Source organism: Aeromonas sp. R5-3 (assembly GCF_040908225.1).
Lineage (GTDB): Bacteria > Pseudomonadota > Gammaproteobacteria > Enterobacterales > Aeromonadaceae > Aeromonas > Aeromonas dhakensis.
Genome location: NZ_JBFODH010000017.1, coordinates 1 through 18,668, shown reverse-complemented (window position 1 = coordinate 18,668; position 18,668 = coordinate 1). Strand labels below are relative to the sequence as shown.

21 protein-coding genes and 1 tRNA gene are annotated in these 18,668 nt (G+C 61.9%); 11 read left to right on the top strand and 11 right to left on the bottom strand.

The window, feature by feature from the left end; translation table 11 throughout:
* Positions 1–37: 37 nt before the first annotated feature.
* Together cysB and AB5Y95_RS07615 are read right to left on the bottom strand one after the other, a co-directional pair.
* Positions 38–1,012 carry an HTH-type transcriptional regulator CysB gene (cysB, locus tag AB5Y95_RS07620; RefSeq protein ID WP_010634254.1) on the bottom strand — a complete coding sequence of 325 codons (975 nt, stop codon included), beginning with the start codon at positions 1,010–1,012 and terminating at the stop codon, positions 38–40.
* A 74-nt stretch (positions 1,013–1,086) separates the two neighbouring features.
* Entirely contained in the window at positions 1,087–1,962 is an 876-nt protein-coding gene (locus AB5Y95_RS07615) for a LysR family transcriptional regulator (RefSeq protein ID WP_010634255.1), read from the bottom strand.
* A 93-nt stretch (positions 1,963–2,055) separates the two neighbouring features.
* Here AB5Y95_RS07615 and AB5Y95_RS07610 point away from each other — a divergent pair, with 93 nt between their 5' ends.
* Positions 2,056–3,264 carry an MFS transporter gene (locus AB5Y95_RS07610; RefSeq protein WP_267999567.1) on the top strand — a complete coding sequence of 403 codons (1,209 nt, stop codon included), beginning with the start codon at positions 2,056–2,058 and terminating at the stop codon, positions 3,262–3,264.
* A gap of 46 nt (positions 3,265–3,310) precedes the next feature.
* Here AB5Y95_RS07610 and AB5Y95_RS07605 read toward each other — a convergent pair whose 3' ends face one another.
* The 4 genes from AB5Y95_RS07605 to AB5Y95_RS07590 all read right to left on the bottom strand — a co-directional run bounded on the left by AB5Y95_RS07605 (position 3,311) and on the right by AB5Y95_RS07590 (position 7,560).
* Positions 3,311–3,865: a VOC family protein gene (locus tag AB5Y95_RS07605; protein WP_368160322.1), complete on the bottom strand. Its 555-nt coding sequence runs from the start codon at positions 3,863–3,865 to the stop codon at positions 3,311–3,313.
* Positions 3,859–4,623 carry a hypothetical protein gene (locus AB5Y95_RS07600; protein WP_005299895.1) on the bottom strand — a complete coding sequence of 255 codons (765 nt, stop codon included), beginning with the start codon at positions 4,621–4,623 and terminating at the stop codon, positions 3,859–3,861. Before AB5Y95_RS07600 ends, AB5Y95_RS07605 begins: the two co-directional genes overlap by 7 nt.
* Positions 4,624–4,810: 187 nt before the next feature.
* Complete coding sequence (gene nfsA, locus AB5Y95_RS07595) at positions 4,811–5,536, bottom strand: oxygen-insensitive NADPH nitroreductase (RefSeq protein WP_017765882.1); 726 nt, start codon at positions 5,534–5,536, stop codon at positions 4,811–4,813.
* 86 nt (positions 5,537–5,622) lie between these two features.
* Positions 5,623–7,560 carry a putative bifunctional diguanylate cyclase/phosphodiesterase gene (locus AB5Y95_RS07590; RefSeq protein ID WP_368160497.1) on the bottom strand — a complete coding sequence of 646 codons (1,938 nt, stop codon included), beginning with the start codon at positions 7,558–7,560 and terminating at the stop codon, positions 5,623–5,625.
* 165 nt (positions 7,561–7,725) lie between these two features.
* Between AB5Y95_RS07590 and AB5Y95_RS07585 the strand changes: the two genes are divergently transcribed.
* The 4 genes from AB5Y95_RS07585 (at position 7,726) to AB5Y95_RS07570 (ending at position 10,968) form a co-directional block, all read left to right on the top strand.
* Complete coding sequence (locus AB5Y95_RS07585) at positions 7,726–8,427, top strand: DUF2982 domain-containing protein (RefSeq protein WP_368160320.1); 702 nt, start codon at positions 7,726–7,728, stop codon at positions 8,425–8,427.
* A gap of 73 nt (positions 8,428–8,500) precedes the next feature.
* Entirely contained in the window at positions 8,501–9,439 is a 939-nt protein-coding gene (locus AB5Y95_RS07580; protein WP_005299884.1) for a LysR family transcriptional regulator, read from the top strand.
* A 54-nt stretch (positions 9,440–9,493) separates the two neighbouring features.
* Complete coding sequence (locus tag AB5Y95_RS07575) at positions 9,494–10,528, top strand: response regulator (RefSeq protein WP_337076198.1); 1,035 nt, start codon at positions 9,494–9,496, stop codon at positions 10,526–10,528.
* 8 nt (positions 10,529–10,536) lie between these two features.
* Positions 10,537–10,968 (top strand): PAS domain-containing protein, encoded by a 432-nt coding sequence (locus tag AB5Y95_RS07570; RefSeq protein WP_005299876.1) that lies wholly within the window; start codon positions 10,537–10,539, stop codon positions 10,966–10,968.
* Positions 10,969–11,028: 60 nt separating this feature from the next.
* Here AB5Y95_RS07570 and ltaE read toward each other — a convergent pair whose 3' ends face one another.
* From ltaE to AB5Y95_RS07555, 3 genes are all read right to left on the bottom strand, one after another.
* On the bottom strand, positions 11,029–12,048 hold the full coding sequence (ltaE, locus tag AB5Y95_RS07565) for a low-specificity L-threonine aldolase (RefSeq protein WP_337076199.1): 1,020 nt from the start codon (positions 12,046–12,048) through the stop codon (positions 11,029–11,031).
* A gap of 90 nt (positions 12,049–12,138) precedes the next feature.
* On the bottom strand, positions 12,139–12,840 hold the full coding sequence (locus tag AB5Y95_RS07560) for a short-chain dehydrogenase (protein ID WP_005299871.1): 702 nt from the start codon (positions 12,838–12,840) through the stop codon (positions 12,139–12,141).
* Positions 12,841–12,920: 80 nt separating this feature from the next.
* Positions 12,921–13,328: a helix-turn-helix transcriptional regulator gene (locus AB5Y95_RS07555; RefSeq protein ID WP_139724645.1), complete on the bottom strand. Its 408-nt coding sequence runs from the start codon at positions 13,326–13,328 to the stop codon at positions 12,921–12,923.
* A 116-nt stretch (positions 13,329–13,444) separates the two neighbouring features.
* Here AB5Y95_RS07555 and AB5Y95_RS07550 point away from each other — a divergent pair, with 116 nt between their 5' ends.
* Complete coding sequence (locus tag AB5Y95_RS07550; RefSeq protein WP_368160315.1) at positions 13,445–14,344, top strand: aldo/keto reductase family oxidoreductase; 900 nt, start codon at positions 13,445–13,447, stop codon at positions 14,342–14,344.
* 71 nt (positions 14,345–14,415) lie between these two features.
* On the opposite strand, the gene AB5Y95_RS07545 is transcribed toward AB5Y95_RS07550, so the two are convergent.
* Together AB5Y95_RS07545 and AB5Y95_RS07540 are read right to left on the bottom strand one after the other, a co-directional pair.
* Complete coding sequence (locus tag AB5Y95_RS07545) at positions 14,416–14,694, bottom strand: RNA-binding protein (protein ID WP_005299863.1); 279 nt, start codon at positions 14,692–14,694, stop codon at positions 14,416–14,418.
* A 219-nt stretch (positions 14,695–14,913) separates the two neighbouring features.
* Complete coding sequence (locus AB5Y95_RS07540; protein ID WP_268009151.1) at positions 14,914–15,456, bottom strand: hypothetical protein; 543 nt, start codon at positions 15,454–15,456, stop codon at positions 14,914–14,916.
* Positions 15,457–15,622: 166 nt separating this feature from the next.
* Here AB5Y95_RS07540 and mepA point away from each other — a divergent pair, with 166 nt between their 5' ends.
* The 5 genes from mepA to AB5Y95_RS07515 all read left to right on the top strand — a co-directional run bounded on the left by mepA (position 15,623) and on the right by AB5Y95_RS07515 (position 18,666).
* Positions 15,623–16,387, top strand: a complete 765-nt coding sequence (gene mepA, locus AB5Y95_RS07535; protein WP_025201825.1) for a penicillin-insensitive murein endopeptidase — start codon at positions 15,623–15,625, stop codon at positions 16,385–16,387.
* Between the two features lie 42 nt (positions 16,388–16,429).
* Positions 16,430–17,035, top strand: a complete 606-nt coding sequence (locus tag AB5Y95_RS07530; RefSeq protein WP_368160310.1) for a LemA family protein — start codon at positions 16,430–16,432, stop codon at positions 17,033–17,035.
* Positions 17,032–17,766: a YgcG family protein gene (locus AB5Y95_RS07525; protein ID WP_025201827.1), complete on the top strand. Its 735-nt coding sequence runs from the start codon at positions 17,032–17,034 to the stop codon at positions 17,764–17,766. The genes AB5Y95_RS07530 and AB5Y95_RS07525 overlap by 4 nt, the downstream gene beginning before the upstream one ends.
* A 20-nt stretch (positions 17,767–17,786) precedes the next feature.
* Positions 17,787–18,404, top strand: a complete 618-nt coding sequence (locus AB5Y95_RS07520) for a TPM domain-containing protein (protein WP_025201828.1) — start codon at positions 17,787–17,789, stop codon at positions 18,402–18,404.
* 177 nt (positions 18,405–18,581) lie between these two features.
* Positions 18,582–18,666, top strand: a tRNA-Ser gene (locus tag AB5Y95_RS07515).
* Positions 18,667–18,668: the final 2 nt, after the last annotated feature.

The window sequence follows — 18,668 nt, the reverse complement described above, 5'->3', positions numbered from 1 at the left end:
GGGAGGCGTTTTTTGTTGCTCTCGTATTGCCGCGGCGCTAGCGGATGGGCAGCTCAATATCGGCAAACATGGCATCCACGTCATCGCTGGAGCGCAGCGCGATGGCCCGCTCCACCACGTCCCGGGTCAGATGGGGGGCAAAACGGGTCATGAAGTCATACATGTAGGTGCGCAGGAAGGAGCCCTTGCGAAAGCCGATCTTGGTGGTGCTGTGGGCAAACAGGTGGCTGGCATCGAGCGCCACCAGATCGGTATCGACCTGGGGATCCAGCGCCATGGTCGCCATCACGCCGATCCCCACCCCCAGCCGGACATAGGTCTTGATCACGTCCGCATCGGTGGCGGTGAAGACGATGTTTGGCTCGAAACCGGCCCGGTTGAAGGCAGTATCGAGCTCGGAGCGGCCGGTAAAGCCGAACACATAGGTCACCAGCGGGAAGCGGGCGATGTCGGCAATGGAGAGCTTGCCGACCTGGGTCAGCGGGTGACCCTTGGGGACGATCACGCTGCGGTTCCAGTGGTAGCAGGGCAGCATGATGAGATCTTCGTACAGGTGCAGCGCCTCGGTGGCGATGGCAAAGTCCGCCTGACCCTTGACCACGGCTTCGCTGATCTGGGTCGGCGTGCCCTGATGCATGTGCAGGGAAACTTTGGGAAAGCGCTTGATGAAGCCTTTTATCACGTCAGGCAGTGCATAACGGGCCTGGGTGTGGGTCGTCGCGATATGGAGCGTGCCCTGTTCGGGGTGAGTGTGCTGACTCGCCACCGACTTGATGCTCTCCACCTTGCCCAGGATCTCGTTGGCAATCTTGATCACGTCCCGTCCCGCCGGGGTGATCTGGGTCAGGTGTTTGCCACTACGCTCGAAAATCTGGATCCCCAGCTCATCTTCCAGCATGCGCACCTGCTTGCTGATCCCTGGCTGAGAGGTGTAGAGACTCTCTGCCGTTGCCGACACGTTCAGTCTGTGGTTGGCAACCTCAACGATATAACGCAATTGTTGGAGTTTCATGATGTTAGGCTCTAAAGGCAACTTGAACTAATACTAACAAACTTTTGCCTGATAGCCTTTCCTTACTTGGCCATTTATGGCTGTGCCTGCGCCAGCAGAAAATCCCGCAAAGCCCGGTTGGCCATGGAGAGCGGATCCCCCCGCCGCCACGCCACGCAGAGATCGAGAAAGATCGGGGGCGCAAACGGGATCCCGGTCAGGGCAGGCTCTTCGTCCAGCGCCATCCGCAAGAAGGTGGTCACCGCAAAACCCTGCTTCACCACCGCCTTGAGCAACGGGATGAGGTTGCTCTCAAAGGCGATGTCGGGCTCGCAGCCCAGCCCCTGGGCCAGCGCTTCCATGTGCTCGCGGTGATAGAAACCGCGGCGAAACATCGCCAGCTCCTGGCTGAAGAACTCGCTCAACGACACACTCCGGGCCTGACGCAGCGGATGCTCTTCCCCCACCACCATCAGCATCTCTTCACGCAGCAGTTGGGCCCCTTCCAGCGCCGGCGGCAGATCGCTGGTGATGAGGATGGCGAGATCCAGCGAACCGTCCACCATCCGGCTCAACAGCTCGCGGGTACCCGCCTCCTCCACCCGGATCTTGAGGCCGGGGTAGCGATGCTTGAAGGCCATCAGGATCGGCGGGAAGTAATAGGAGCCCATCATGTAGGGGATGCCGATGCGCACCTCTCCGCGCTCCAGCCCCTTGAGCTCGGCCATCTCGGCCTCGGCCTGGTGCATCTGGCGCAGCAGGCGCTCGGCATGACGACAGAGCACCTCCCCTTCCGGGGTGAGCCGCACGTTGCGATCCTGACGGTCGAACAGGCGCAGCTCGAGCTGCTGCTCCAGCTTGGCGATGGCCATGCTGATGGCGGGCTGTGCCACGTGCAACCCGTTGGCCGCCTTGGTAAAAGAGCCGGCATCCCGCACCGCCAGCAGATAGGTGAGCTGTTTGAGGTCCATATCAATTTGGTTTATTAGATGGATAACTTAAATATATTATATTTATGTTCTGGCGCGCACTAACCTGCAACAAAGCTGTCAGGACAATTGCATATGATCGAAGTCGGTAGTCGTGAATGGATCCGCGCCACCCTGGCCCTCAGCCTGGGCTCCTTCCTGGTGTTTCTCAATCTCTATCAAACCCACCCCCTGCTGCCGCTGCTGGCCGAGGTATTTTCCGTCAGCTCGCTGTCGGCCGGCTGGACCCTGGCCGGCTGCACCGCAGGGCTCGCCGTCTCGCTGCTCGTCTGCGCCCGGCTGGCGGATCGCTTCGGCCGGCGCCGGATCATGCTGTGGAGCCTGGCTGGCGCCATCCTGATCTCCCTGCTCATTAGCCTGGTCAGCCAGTTTGAACAGCTGTTGCTGTTGCGGATCCTGCAGGGTGTGCTGCTGGCGGGGCTGCCCGCCACCGCCATCGCCTACATGGGGGAAGAGTTCAGCAAGCGGGCCCTGCTCTCCGCCGTCGGGGTCTACATCGCCGCCAACTCGCTGGGGGGCATCGCCGGTCGGGTGGTCGGCGGCCTGCTGGCCGGCTGGTTTGGCGACTGGCAGCACACCTTTCTCGGCATCGGCCTCATCAGCCTGGCCCTGCTGCCCCTCGTCATCTGGCTGCTGCCGGCCCAGACCCGTTTCGTGCCCGTCATCGCCAAGCCGGGCCAGTTTCGCCAGGCCATCGCCAGCCACCTCGGCAACCCGCTGCTGGTGGGGGCCTATCTCATCGGCGGCCTCAACTTCATGGTGTTTCTGAACCAATACAGCTACCTCACCTTCCTGCTGGCCAGCCCCCCCTTCTCCATGCCGACCCAGTGTCTCGGCATGCTGTTTCTGACCTATCTGTCGGGGACGGTGGCCTCCTCCCTCAGCGGGCGCTGCGCCCATCGCTGGGGGGCACAACGTCTGCTGCTGGTCGGCATAACGCTGATGGCACTCGGCAGTGCCCTGCTGCTGTGCGGCTCGCTCGGGGCCATCCTGTCCGGTCTGCTCATCTCGAGTTTCGGCTTTTTTCTGGCCCACGCCTGTGCCAGCGCCTGGGTCGGCCAGCACGTGGAGCACAACCGGGCGCTCGCCTCATCGCTCTATCTGGTGGGTTACTATCTGGGGGCAAGTCTGGGAGGACTTTATCTTCACCCCTTCTGGGAGCAGGGAGGACTCGGGGGATTGGTGCTCGGCATCGAGCTGGTACTGGTCATCACGGCGGGATTGAGCCTCTGGCTCGGCCATTTGAAGGGACGCCCCGCCCGCCCCCGCATCTGTCATCCCTGATGTTATTCCTGATATCAGACGGGGCCAGTCAAGCGGCCCCGTCTCATCAAGCCTGGTCGTAGTATCCGGCAGACACCGGCACCACGGCGCCACTCGCCCCCTCTTCCTCGATCACCTCGGCCAAGGTGCGCAGATGGAATTTGATCTGCCCAGAGGCCAGCATCACCGCCACATCGGGATTGCGTTCATCATTCAGGTTGCCGGTCTTGAAGGCCACCTCGGGATGGGCTGCCAGCAAGGCATCCAGCGAAGGCACCACCAGCTCGATATGTTCCAGCCCGGCCTGATGGCTGCGACCGGGTTTGGGCGCCGCCAGCTCGATGCAGGGCACGCTGCCGTGGGCATGGGGCACTGGTTGATGCAGGCGATAGGTGGCGATGGGCCGTCCGCCGATCATCCCCTCCACCAGCAAGTCGCCATGGGTTGCCAGCAGCCCCTTCAGGGTCTGGTACTCCACCAGGGTGGCGGCCCGATAGCAGAGGTGGTCGACCTCGATGGCGGCGGGATGGACGGCAAGTTCGTCCAGCTCGGTCAACAGCTGGCAAACAAATGGGGCCATCGGCCCCAGTGTGGTATCGAGTGGATGTGACATGATCACCATTTCTTCTTGGGTTGGAACAAGACGTCCAGTTCGTCCGCCTCTTTGTCCTTGATGTTTTGCAGCTCTTTTTCGCTGTGCTCTTGGAGATGGGCGTCGAGTCCGGCCAGCCCCTGCCGCATGTCCTCTTCCCGCGCCATCAGGTAGGGATCTTTATCCGCGACGCTGGCCAGGGCGGAGAGCCCCTTGGTGTAGAGCTGGCGACAGGTGCCGTATTGCCCCTGGATCTGGGCATCCATGGCTCGCTTCACCAGGTTGGCGATGTTGACCTTGAGCTGCATCAGCTCGAGGCGGCGATCCTCCTGGGCAAAGCCCTGCGGATCTATCTTGCCCTTGTTGTGTTCGACCCGCAGCACGGCCCGCATCTTCTTGACCAGCTGCAACATCTGGATGGCCTGACGATCCGATTCGGGGGTCTTGAAGTGCCCCTCATCCTGGCTGCTGTAGTTCTCCTGCACGTTCTTGATCTGGGTCTGCACGTCGACAATGCGCTGCTTGATCTGGGCATTGGGCATCACCAGGGCGATGGCGCGATAGGCATCGAGGATCCTGTGCTGCAACAGCAGCACTATGTTCTTGGAGAAGGGCACCAGGTTGACGTTGAGCAGCATCTCTTCGGTTTCATCCACCACCGACTTGTAGCGGGCGATGGCGTGACGCTTGTCGGCCTCTGCCTTCTGCTTATATTGCTGCATCACGTTATAGGCGATGACCAGAAACAGGAGTGCGCCAATAGACAGCAATACCAAGGTTAAAATCATAGGAAGTCCAAACTCCTGTCCCAATTCAATTGCGTGATCCTACAACAGCTTACCTAGTTAAGGTAGTCCGCACCGCAAGGCTTGCCCCCGATTTGTGCCGCAAGGTGGGCACAAACACGGGGGAAAACCGGGATCACGCGGCGCTGGCGACACCGCCATTACCCCTTAGTATCGCCCATCGGGCTCATTACTTGAGGCTGAAGCCCCGGGATCGCAGGAAATCCTGCATGAAGGGCCGCGCCTCCTTGCCAAGAATGCCCCGGATCTGGCCGCTCCAGCTCTGCTGCTTGTTGTTGCTGCTGCGGGACTGGTAATACGCCTCGATCTGCTGGTCATAGCTGGCAAGCAGCTCCCGATCCAGTTCGGCCTGATAGCGGTTTTCATGCACCACCAGAGCGCGGGGCAAACGGGGTTTTTGCTCAGGCGCCTGAGCCGGATGGCCGAGACAGAGACCGAACAGCGGGATCACCTGATGCGGCAGACCCACCGCCTCGCTCACCGCAGCCGGGTTGTTGCGGATCCCGCCGATATAGACACCGCCAAGCCCCATGGATTGGGCTGCCAGCAGGGCATTCTGGGCCATCAGGGCACCGTCGATGGCGCCGATCAGCAACTGCTCGACAAAGCCGGTCTGGGCGTCCGGCACCACCTCGCAGTGGCGATGATAATCGGCACAAAAGAGCAGGAACTCGGCCGCCTGGGCCACATAGGCTTGATGCCCCGCCAGTTCGGCAAGCTGGCTGCGCAGGGCCTTGTCGGTCACCCGGATGATGCTGTTGGCCTGCAGAAAGCTGGAGCTGGAGGCGGCCTGTGCCGCACTCAGGATCTGGTCGAGCTGGGCCTCGCTGATGGGGTCGGCGGTGAATTGACGAATGGAGCGATGGGCAAGAATAAGGTCGAGAGTCGGGTTCATGTTGCCTCCATATGAAGAAGCCCACACTCTACCCAAAAACAGCGGGGGGCCCAAGGCCCCCCGCGCTCGCGTCACAGCACGACCGGCTAACCGGCCAGCGGATAGTTGCCCGCCTTGCAGCTGACCACGAAGCCGCTCTCTTCCACCTGCGCCACCGACATCGGCTTGCTGAACAAAAAACCCTGAAACACGTGGCAGCCCTGGGTGCGCAGGGCGGCCAGTTCGTGTTCGTCCTCCACCCCTTCGGCCATGATGCCAAGGCCCAGGCTGGTGGCCATGGCGACGGTGGCCCGGATCACCGGCAGGTTGAGCCCCACCACGAAGGAGCGATCCAGTTTGATGGTGTCGATGGGCAGCCGGTTGAGATAGGCCAGCGACGAGTAGCCGGTGCCGAAGTCATCGATGGCAATCTTGATCCCTTGCTCGCTCAGGCCATCGAGGATCTCGATGCACCCCTTCATGTCCAGCATCAATACCGTCTCGGTCAGCTCCAGCGTGAGCAGGCCGGCATCCACGCCAAACTCCTTGAGCTGCTGGGCCACCAGCTCCGGCAGGAAGGACGAGAGCTGAAAGCCGGAGAGATTGACCGACACCGGCACGCTCACCCGCCACTCCTTCTGCCAGTGTGCCATCTGGGCCAGTGCCGTCGACAACACCCAGCCACCTATCTCGCGAATGAGCCCCATCTCTTCCGCCAGCGGGATGAATTCCACCGGCGAGACATGGCCCAATACGGGATTATGCCAGCGCAGCAGCGCCTCGTACCCGAGCAACCTGCCTTTTGCCACATCCACCTGGGGCTGGTAGCAGAGGCTGAGCTCCCCCCGCCCGATGGCCTTGGCCAGGAATTGTTTCAGGGTCAGCTTACGATGCAGGGTCTGCTGCATGCTGGGGGTGAAGCGCTGCCAGCGCAGCCGCCCCATCTGCTTGGCCTGGTACATGGCCATGTCGGCGCGGGTGATGAGATTGTCGCCGTCGTCCGCATCATCCGGATAGATGGCGATGCCGATGCTGCCGCCTATGGTCACCTCGGGCACCCCGCTCAGCTGCAACGGCTTGGTCATCTGGGAGAGCATGAGGTCGGCCACCTCCTGCGCCCGATCGCTGGAGTGGCTGAGCGGCACCAGCGCGGTAAATTCGTCGCCACCGAGCCGGGCCAGCTCCACATCGCGCGGACAGATCTGCTTGAGCCGGCCGGCGACCCGCTCCAGCAGCCGGTCACCAGCCTTGTGGCCGTAGTTGTCGTTGACCAGCTTGAAGTTGTCCAGGTCCATGAACACCAGGGCGAAACGCCCGCCCAGCCCGCAATAGGCTTCCAGCGATTTCATCAAGCCATAGCGATTGAGCAGGCCGGTCAGCGAGTCGTGCCAGGCCAGGTGGCGATGCTCCAGCTCCTCCAGCTTGCGGTCGGTGATGTCGCGCATGGTGAGCAGGATCTGGGCCCCCTGCTGGATGTGACGAAACTGGTACTGAAACCAGCGCATCCCCTTGAGGGTGCGGCACTCCCCCTCTGCCACCACTTCATCGAGCCGGGAGAGCTTCTGATAGAAGGCGTCGTCATTGCCGGAGAAGAGCTGGGAGAGGTGATGTACCTCATCGCCGAAGCACATCTCGAAGTGGTGATTGCCGCTCTCGAGCCGGCCCAGGTTGTCAAACAGGCAGGCCAGGGTATCGCCGGTGGCGAGGGAGGACTCCTGATAGAGGGTGTCGGCATCGATGACCGCCTCGGTCATCATCATCAGCCGCCCCGCCAGCTGGATACCGGAGAGGCGCAGATAAACCTGTTTCTTTACCCCCTTTGGGGAGAGGGTCCACCACTCGCTGTAGCTGCGCCCCTGCTGAAAGTCCCCGAGGTAGCGCTGCAACAGCAGATCGATGGCCTGTGCCATGTCGGCCGAGAAATCGCGCGACTGCAGTTCGTCCAGCGAGCTGGCCTCCCACACATTCAAGGCGGCGCGATTGGCCCAATAGATATGGTGATGCCGGATGTCATACACCCAGATTGGGGTATGCAACACATCCATCCCGTTCAATAACCGTTCGTCTAGCGTATTCATCTAATATGGTGATTCATGGTATGTGATCACTGGGAAACCCAGCGGCGGAGAGCCCTCCCGGGCAACCGATGCTGGTACAAAATCGGATCCAGCCCATAATGGAAACAAGCATGCGCAAGGGGCTGACTTCATATGAAAACGCTACATGTGAAACCCATGGTCAGGAAAAACGGACTCACGTTGGTATTGTTGGGCATCATAGTAAGCATTGCTATGATTTTTATACTTTTTTTACTCGGTGAACAACCACTAATCCCCCCGGTCTCCGGCCTGTTGGCGGGTCTGATGATGATCTTTATCGGCTCATTGAAGCTGGTCGAGCCCCATTTCAGCCTGTCGCTCTGTCACGATTGTCTGCAATATCACCACAAATACGGCGGTTGGCTCCTGAAATGGAGAAATATTCAGCGAATCGACCAGCCACGCATTCATCTGGGCTGGGATCTGGTCCCCCTGCCCTACATAGGTTTGAAGATCAAAGATTACGACGATTTTTTGACATTGATCACACCCAGATTGGCAGTGCGCCTGCTGACCGAGCAGCGCGGCGTCCTGTTGCAGGCACTGCGCAGTGAGCAACCCGAATGCATCGGCGGGGGCTGCGGCGACCCCTTTCAGGGGGAAGGCTTGCTGGAAGAGAGTCACTTTCGCTCCCCCTCCGGTCAACGCTATGAGGGGGTGATCGCCATGCTGGCCAACCGCATGACCCGGCTGCGCGATCTGCTCGGCTACGATCTGCTGGTGCCGGACAACAGTCTGGACCGGGATCCGGCCGAATTTGTCCGACTTTTGCACCAGTATCAGCGGGAGTCGAATCTAATCCAGATCAATTAAACGCCGGATTGAGCTTGCCAAGGCTGGCCGCACTTCTTAAGGTCACTGCCTTGTTACACCCAGAACACCGCTTATGAAGTACATCGAAGAGTTCTATCTGTTCGTCAAGGTGGTACAAGAGGGAGGCTTCTCCCACGCGGCCGCTGCACTGGGCATGCCCACCGGCACCATCAGTCGACGTATTTCTCAGCTGGAAGAGCAGCTCGGCTGCTCCTTGCTACACAGATCCACCCGCAAACTCCGCCTGACCGATGAAGGACTGCGCTACTACGAGCGCCTGTGCACCCCGCTCGGTGAAATCGAGCAGGCCACCGGCGAGATCCAGGGCAAAGAGGCCGACCTCAACGGCGTAATTCGCCTGGCAGCCCCCATCGCCCTCTCCAACACCATCCTGGTCGACATGCTGGCGGACTTTGGCCTGCGCTACCCCGAGGTGCAGTTCGACATCACCCAGACCAACGATCATCAACACCTGTTCGACAACGATCGGGATCTGGTGTTTTTCAACGGCGAGCTCCCCCAGTCCCTGCCCAATGCGCTCTGCCTCGGCCACATCGAATACGGCCTGTTTGCCTCCCCCCTCTATCTGGAGAAGATGGGCACCCCCTCCCATCCGGGCCAGCTGGAGGAGCATGCGCTCATCTACTGCTGGCCCCATCAGCACTGGCAACTGACCGACCGGGAGGAGCAGACGGTGCAGATCAAACGGGCCGCCAGGCTCACCGTCAACCAGACCCAGGCCGCCGTTCGCGCGGCCAGACGGCACCTGGGGATCGTCAACGCCCCGCTCCATTACGTGCACCCTTTCCTGCAGGATGAGCAGCTGGTCGCGGTGCTGCCCGACTGGAAAACCGGCAACCGCCCCTTCTACATGTTGCGTTGCCAGCCTCAGTTTGCCCCGTTGCGTGTTAAGATGTTCGCTGATTTTGTTGAAAAATACTCAGCGCGCTACCGGAGCCTGCAGTGGGACAACCAATTTTCACCGGCGACCAGCCTGTCTCATTGCATCTGACCGTTGGCGGGCCACACTTATAGCAATCCTCGTTGACCAGGCCGGCCTAACACTATGAATGTATTGATATGTGATGACTCAGGATTCGCCCGTAAACAGCTGGCCCGCGCCCTCCCCGCCGACTGGGACGTGACGCTCCACTACGCCGCCAACGGGCTGGAAGGGATAGAGCAGGTCCTGATAGGGCATGGGGATCTGATCTTTCTGGATCTGACCATGCCGGAGATGGACGGCTACGGAGTACTGGAGACCCTCAAGCGCGAAGGGCTGCGCAACAAGGTGATCGTGGTCTCAGGCGACATCCAGCCGGAAGCCTATCAGCGGGTGATGGGACTGGGGGCGCTCGACTTCATCAAGAAACCGGCCGCCCCGGAGACCCTCAGCGCCCTGTTGAAGCAGCATGATCTGTGGCAGGCCAAGGGCAGCGCCGTACCGGAAGCCGCCAGCCCCGCAGCTCAGGCAGTGGTCGATGCCGGCAGCGTCGATACCGGCATCAAGATCAGCCCCGAAGTGCGCGATGCCTATCAGGAGCTCGCCAACGTCTCCATGGGTCAGGCCGCCGACCTGCTGGCCCGCCTGCTCAACGCCTTCGTGGTGCTGCCCATCCCCAACGTCAACGTGCTGGAGGTATCCGAGCTGCACATGGCCCTCTCGGCCGCCGCCGACTCGGACACCCTCTCCGCCGTCTGCCAGGGCTTTATCGGCGCAGGCATCGCCGGCGAGGCGCTGATCCTGTTTCACGACTCCAGCTTCAAGGATCTGGCCCGGCTGATGAACCATCAGGGCACACTCGATCGCAACGCCGAGCTGGAGCTCTTGATGGACACCGCCAACGTGCTGATCGGCGCCTTCCTGCGCGGCTACGCCAGCCAGCTCGATACCCCCTTCAGTCAGGGTCACCCCGTGGTGCTCGGCCAGCACAGGCCCATCAACGAGCTCATCAACACCAACAAGAGTCGCTGGCGCCGCACGCTGGCCATCGAGATCAACTACCGGGTCCAGGATTACGCGGTGCAGTGCGATCTGCTGCTGCTGTTTACCGAAGATTCCATCGCCACCATGAACAACAAAATCATGCACATGCTCTAGGAGTGACCATGGAAATCCGTGAATTTCATTGGCTGATGAACATAGTCCAGAACCTGGACGTGGGGCTGGTCGTACTCGACAAGGAGTACAGGGTGCAGGTGTGGAACGGCTTCATGGAGAGCCACAGCGGCCGGCTGGCCGGCGAGGTGCGCGATGGCGTGCTGTTCGATCTCTTCCCCGACGTGGATCGCGCCTGGTTCGAGCGCAAGGCCAACATGGTGTTCAAGCTCAACAACCGCGCTTTCAGCACCTGGGAGCAGAAGCCCTATCTGCTGCGTTTCTCCAACTACCGCCCCATCACGGGCTCAGCGCCCCACATGTTCCAGAACCTGACCCTGGTGCCGCTGGCCGACTTCGGCGGCCAGGTGACCCACATCGCCGTGATGATCTACGACGCCACCGACGAGGCCATGCTGATGAGCGGCCAGCGCCAGGCATGAAGACTCTTTGCAGCACAATGAAAACAGGGCGCCTTGGCGCCCTGTTTTGTTGTGAGGCGCTCAGCGGGCCCCGAGGTACTCGGTGAAGGCGTCGATCACCTCGTCGATGTCGTCATCGGTGATCTGCAGATGGGTCACCAGCCGCATCTCGCCGTAACCGGAGAAGAGGATCCCCCGCTCCTTCATGAAGGCAAGCAGGGGACCGCTCTGCTCTTTTGCCAGCTGCAGGAAGACCATGTTGGTCTGCACCTGGGCCAGATCCAGGGTGATGCCGGGCAAGGCAGCCAACCCTTCGGCCAGGCGCCTCGCACGGCGGTGATCGTCCGCCAGGCGGGCGACGTGCTGTTCGAGGGCAAACAGACCGGCCTGGGCCAGGATCCCCGCCTGACGCATGCCGCCCCCCAGCATCTTGCGCAGCCGTCTGGCGCGGGCGATGAAGGCGCGAGAGCCCACCAGCAGCGACCCCACCGGCGCCCCCAGCCCCTTGGAGAGGCAGATGGAGATGCTGTCAAAGGGAGCGGCCAGTTCGTGTACCCCGTGACCGCTCGCCACGGCGGCGTTGAACAGGCGCGCCCCGTCCAGATGCAGCTGCAGCCCGCGTTCGTCGACGAACTCGCGCATCGCCTGCAGGTAGTGAAGCGGCAGCACCTTGCCATTGTGGGTGTTTTCGAGGCAGACCAGCTGGGTCTGCACAAAATGGGCATCGTCAGGGGCAATGGCCGCGGCCACATCGGCCACCGCCAGCGAACCGTCAGCCTGCATGGGCACCGCCTGCAGTGCGACCGAGCCCAGCACGGCGCTCCCCTGAGCTTCATAACGATAGATGTGGGCCCCTTGGCCCACGATGGCCCCCTCCCCGCGCTGACAGTGGCTCATCACCGCCAACAGGTTGGACATGGTGCCGGAGGGGACAAACAGCGCGGCCTCCTTGCCCAGCAGCTCGGCCCCGCGGGCCTCCAGTGCATTGACGCCGGGATCTTCCCCGTAGACATCATCCCCCACCTCGGCATGCAGCATGCTCTGGCGCATGGCATCCGTGGGCTGGGTGACCGTATCACTTCGTAAATCGATATAGCGCATGACATCCCTCCTGAAGCTGGAGCATGACGTTAGCCAGCCATGGCTGGCTTGGCAAGCGGACCGTTTCCGGAATGTGAAGCCGGTGACGGCTTACCAGGGCAGCGGCTGGCCCTGCAAGTCAAGGAAGCTGCCGGACTGGGCCGGCGACAGCTGGTTGAGAAGATCAAGCAGACGCGGCGCCACAAGCGCCGGATCCTGAAGGGTCTCGGTCGCCAGCTCATGCAGGAAGGGCTGATTCATGGGGGTATCCATCAGCCCGGGATGGACGGTGATCACCCCGGCGGCGGGAAAGCGTTCACGCCACTCGTGGGCCAGCGTTTTCGCCCCCATGTTGAGCGCCGCCTTGCTCATCCGGTAGCTGTAACGGCTGCCCGTCTCGTTGGCGCCGAGGCTGCCGGCCAGATCGGAAAGAGAGCAAAGCCAGAGCCGGGCATCCGGCGTCATGCGCCGGCTCAGACAGGCGGCCAGAGCCAGGTGCGGCCAGGCATTGGCCAGCAGGCTGTCGCACAACCACCTGGGGTTGACCTCCTCCACTCGCCGCTCCGGCATGAAGTTGATGTCGTGCAGCAGACCTATGGTGTTGATCACCACGCTCGGCAACGCCGCCGTGTCATAGAGGGTGAACAGGGCATCGAAGGAGAGGGCGTCCACCTCCTGCAGCGGGAAATAACAGGCGGGATCCACCCCTTTTGGCAGTTGCCGGCCAGCCAGCACCAGCTCCTCGCCGCGAGCGGACAGCTCATGTGCCAGTGCCGTGCCCAAGCCGCCGCTGCCCAAGATCAGATAGCCCATCGCCCTCTCCCCGCTGCCCTCATCTGTTTAGAGGGTATCAGAATAATCCCTGTCCGTAGCCGGGCCATCCCCATCCGGGCTTATGTCTCATGCAGGTGCCTGCCAAATTCGCGGGCCCGCGCCAGATCGAGAAACCCGTCAGCCTGCTTGTGGCTGCGCAAGAACTGGTAATAGGCGAGCAGGATCACCTGTGCGTCTGCTTCCGGCAGCGACAATCCGGGCTTCTGCTCCTGCAACAGGCTGCCGGCCGCCTCCAGGGCTTCCCGATCCACCACCTCCGCCTGTCGATAGAGGTAGCCACAGCCGGTGGCGAGCCACTCCAGCGAGCAGTTGGCGGCCATGGCAATCTGGTTCGCCTTGCCAAGCCCGGGTTCAGCACCCTTCAGATATTTGCGGATCAGAGCCTCGCTCAACCCCACCTTGCGGGCAAAGGCGCTGACGCTGCCCGTTCCGATCAAGCTCTGCAAGCGTTCGGCAAAACCGTCCATGTCCTCTCCCTCAGAACCAAAGTTCGAATTAACAAAAGCCGCATTATTGCCTTGCCAACCAGAAGAGACCAAGATGCGGGCAGCATCTTTTTACCCTTATGAGCCAAGGAGCATCCATGTCCGTATCTCGCCTCCCCCTCCACCCCAAGGGCCCGACCTTCTCCCGTCTCATCATGGGCTACTGGCGCCTGATGGAGTGGCAGCTCTCCCCGAGCGCCCTGCTGGATCTGATGAAGTACCACCTGGATCTGGGGGTCACCACCATCGATCACGCAGACATCTATGGCGGCTACCAGTGCGAGCAGGCCTTCGGCGAGGCGCTGCGCCTTGACCCCTCCCTGCGCAACCGGATGGAGATCGTCAGCAAGTGCGGCATCGCCCTCACCGCCAAGCCGGAACACGCGCTGAATCACTACAACACCGGCAAGGCTCACATCATCGCCAGCGCCGAGGCCTCCCTGCAAAAGCTCGGCACCGATCACCTGGATCTGCTGCTGATCCACCGCCCGGACCCCCTGATGGATGCCGACGAGGTGGCCGATGCCTTCATCACCCTCAAGCAGGCGGGCAAGATCAAGCATGCCGGCGTCTCCAACTTCACAGCCCGCCAGTTCGAGCTGCTGCAGTCACGCCTGCCCTTCCCGCTGGTGACCAACCAGCTGGAGATCTCGCCGCTCAATCAGAGCACCACCCTGGACGGCACCCTGGATCAGTGCCAGCAGCTGCGCATCAAGCCGATGGCCTGGTCCTGCCTCGGGGGGGGACGCCTGTTCCAGGCCCCCGAATATGCCCCGCTGCGCGCCGAGCTCGAGCAGATCCGCCATGAGGTGGGCGCAGAGCAGATCGAGCAGGTGGTCTATGCCTGGGTCATGATGCTGCCAAGCCAGCCACTGCCGCTGATAGGCTCCGGCAAGCGGGAGCGGATCGCCGCCGCCGTGGCCTCCCAGTCCATCGCCCTCAGTCGCCAGCAGTGGTTCCGCATCCGCAAGGCGGCGCTCGGCCACGACGTGCCCTGATTTATCCGGCAAACGCCAGAAACAAAAACGGCATGGGGGAAACCCATGCCGTTTTGCGTTATCGAGGCAGCTCAGCGATGACGCTGGGGGCGACCACGTGGTGCATCTGTCTTCGGTTTGGCCTGGTTGACCGTAATGGTACGGCCACCAATCTCGGTGCCATGCAAACCGGCGATGGCTTTTTCGGCCTCGCCATTGACAGGCATTTCAATGAAGCCAAACCCCTTGGACTGACCGGTATCGCGATCGATGATGATATCGACCTTGTCTACCTGCCCAAATTGGCTGAACACGGTTTTCAGTTCGTCGGCCGTCATCCGGTACGACAGATTACCTACGTAAATCTTCATGCCATCCACTCTCGATTCAAGGTGCCTTCTCTATCCAATCACCAACACAAAGGTAAGGGCACACCCCCCATGCCGGACCTGCCGGGACGTCGTGTCCGGGCACTTCCCCGCTCCGTTCACTCAACTCATTGATCTGTTGGGCGAACAGAGCAGACAAGATCAATTCGAGTCACTGGCAGTATCTGAGCTTTGGCAAAGATTGTCGAGAAAATAGTCAGCTCATATGGGGAGCAGGGCGTCCAGCAGCCCCTGCAGCGTACGCCGGCCATGCCAGGCCCGCTTAAAGCCGAAACGGTAGATGCCGGGCGCTACGGCGTGGGTTCCCTCGCGGCCGAGCCCCATCAGCGCGGTGGCGGCAGCCAGTTGTTCTTCATCGAGCGCCAGATCCAGACTGAAGGCCAGCCACTGGCCATCGTGGCCCACCTTGCGATCCCGCTCGACCCCGACCAATGCCGCCCTGGGCAGCGCCAGCGCCTGATCGTTGCTGCCATTGAGCAGATAGAGGTGGGTCTCGTCCCAGGCCAGCTCCGCCAGCCGCCAGCGCTGCCAGCTGCGAGGCAGCACCATCATCAGCAGTACGATACCGCCGAACACCAGCCCGACCCAGGGCAGCAGCCCCATCTGTGGGTAACCCAGACCGATGGCGGCCAGCACGGTGAGCAGGCTCGCCAGCAGCAAGAGCGCCATCACCGGATAGAAACGGCGGGCGGGGGGCATCAGCCAGACCAGCCCCGTTTTGTTCACCAGCTCACTGACCTTCATTCATCTCTCCTTGTCCATAGACGCTTGGACGCGCCATTTTTGTCGCGCATTGTGCGCGAGCCACCCCGCAGGATGCAACCCGCGCCGCCAGCTGGATGACGGCTTCGCTGCACTCTTGATATCATTCCCTCCATCTGAGTCCATTTGCACGCTTGTCGGGAGTCTCATGCTTGCCACCACCCTGCTCTTCATGGCCAGTGCCTTTCTTGCCGAACCTCATCCCCGCCAGGCCGAAGCCATTGGCGGCTACTCCGCCGGCTGCCTCAAGAACGGGGTAGCGCTGCCGCTGAGCGGCCCCGGCTATCAGGTGATCCGCACCAAGCGACTGCGCTACTACGGCCACCCCGAGCTCATCGCCTACCTCACCACCCTGGCCAACCAGACCCGCATGGCCGGCATGCCGGATCTCTACATCGCCGATCTCGCCATGGCCCGCGGCGGCCCGTTCACCTCCGGCCATCGCAGCCATCAGACCGGCCTCGATGCCGACATCTGGTTTCGCATGGCCAACCAGCCCATCTCCCGCTGGGAGCAGGATGCCCCCAAGGAGTGGGCGCTGATCGACGAACCCAGCTACCGGGTGCTGCCCGGACGCTTCGGCCCCCAGCAGCTCAATCTGCTGCGTCTGGCGGCCAGCAAGCCCGAGGTGGCCCGCATCTTCATCAACCCAGTGCTCAAGGCCGAGGTATGCAAACGGGCGGCCGACGAGCCCTGGGTCGGCAAGCTGCGTCCCTGGGTCGGCCACTTCAGCCACTTTCATGTGCGCCTGCGCTGCCCGGCCGACAGCCCGGATTGCCAGCCCCAAGCCCCGATCCCGCCCGGCAACGGCTGTGGCGCCGAGCTGGCCTCCTGGCTCAAGGACAAGCCGCAGTTGCCCAAGGTTTCGATGGCTTATCACAAACCCAGGCTGCCCGCCCGTTGTGGCGGTTGACCACAAGCTGCTATGGTGAGCCGTTATCTGTAAAAAATATCAATGGAGAACAACAAGATGGGCACTTCACTCTGGCAACGGGCAACCCGCACCCTGTTGACCCTGACGCTGCTGCTGGGCCTGACCGGTTGCGGCATGAACAACATTCCCACTCTCGATGAGCAGGTCAAGGCGAGCTGGGGCCAGGTCGAAAACCAGTATCAGCGCCGCGCCGATCTGGTCCCCAATCTGGTGGCCACCGTCAAGGGCTACGCCAGCCACGAGCAGGAGACCCTCAAGGCGGTGACCGATGCCAGAGCCCGGGTCGGCAACCTGCAGGTGAGCGATCCAGCCCAGCTCAAGGAGTTTGAAGCGGCCCAGAACCAGCTCTCCGGCGCCCTCTCCCGCTTGATGGTGGTGGTCGAGCGCTATCCCGAGCTCAAGGCCGATCAGCAGTTCCTCACCCTGCAGGCCCAGCTGGAAGGCACCGAGAACCGCATCTCGGTGGCGCGGCGTGACTACATAGAGGCGGTGCGCCAGTTCAATACCGAGATCCGCACCTTCCCGGGCATCATCTGGTCCAAGCTGCTCTACTCGGATCTGGAGGCCAAACCCACGTTCAGCGCCAAGCCCGGTGCCGATGAGGCGCCCAAGGTCAGCTTCCAATGAACCTCGTGATCCGTGCCCTGCTGCCCTGCCTGCTGTTGTGGACGGCGGTGGTGTCCGCCGCCCCCACCTTCCCCGCCCTGAGCGGACGGGTGGTGGACGAGGCCAACCTGATGTCCCGCAAGCAGGCCCACCAGCTCACCCAGCAGCTGGCGGCGTTCGAGAAGCGCAGCGGCATCCAGCTGGTGGTGGTCTCCATCGACACGCTGGCGGGTGACACCATCGAAGAGTACGGCTATCAGCTCGGCCGGCACTGGGGGATCGGCCAGAAAGGCAAGGACAACGGCGTACTGCTCTTGATCGCCCAGGATGAGCGCAAGGTGCGCATCGAGGTAGGCTACGGACTGGAAGGGGCCCTGCCCGACGCCATCGCCGCCAACATCATCCAGACCCGGATCCTGCCCGCGTTCAAGCGCGGCGACATGGTGGCCGGGGTGGTCGCTGGCAGCCAGGCGATCATGCAGGCGCTGGCGGGCGAGTACAAACCGGTAGACAACGCCAGCAAGGACAAGCTGGGCGGCCCCTGGTTGTTCATCCTGATGGTGATTGTGATGATCGTGCTGCACAACCTGCGTGGCGGTGGCGGCGGTGGTGGTCGAGGTGGCCGGCGCCGTGCCGCTTACCTCACCGGTGGCTTCGGTGCCGGTCGCTCCGGCGGCGGCTTTGGTGGTGGCGGTGGTTTCAGCGGAGGGGGCGGCAGTTTTGGTGGAGGCGGCGCTTCCGGTGGTTGGTAACAGGGATTAAGAGACGACACATGATTTCGAAACAGTTCTTTCACACGTTGCAGGCCAGGGTCAAACAGGCGGAGCAGGCAACCGATGCCGAGCTGGTGACCGTGCTGGCCCCCGCCAGCGACGGCTATCGCTACATCCCCACCCTGTGGGCGGCCCTGCTGGCCATGCTGACACCGCTGCTGGTGTTCGAGCTAGGCTTCTGGCTCGGCTGGTACGAGATCCTGCTGGTGCAGTGGTCGGTCTGGCTGGTACTGAGCATCCTGTTCCACTGGACCCCCATCAAGATGTACCTGATCCCGAAACAGGTGCGCCAGCACAGGGCCGCCCTGATGGCACGACTGCAGTTTGTCGAGCAGGGGCTGCACCGCACCCGGGATCGGCTGGGGGTGCTGATCTTCGTCTCGGTGGCCGAGCACTACGTGGAGATCCTGGTGGATGACGGCATCGCCCAGCACATCGACAACGCCCAGTGGCAGGAGATCATCGATGACTTCACCCGCCGGGTGCGCAACAAGGAGGTGGAACAGGGTTTCCTCGAGTGCATCGAGCGGACCAGCGCCATTCTGACCGACGCCTTCCCCGCCACCCGGAACCAGAACGAGCTGCCGGACAGCCTGATCATCCTCGACAAGCCCTGAACAGGATTAAAAAACCGGCATTCTGTTCAAGGGATAGGCATTCGATAAAGATTATGAAAAATAAGGGGAAAAGTGGTTGACCCCGGCAGCCCTTTCCCCTAAATTACGCCCCGTTCCAGCGCAACGGCGAAACGAACGACGTGCTGGCTGAGCACGCTAAACAACAGACAAAAATTTGGTGAGGTGTCCGAGTGGCTGAAGGAGCACGCCTGGAAAGTGTGTATACGGCAACGTATCGAGGGTTCGAATCCCTCCCTCACCGCC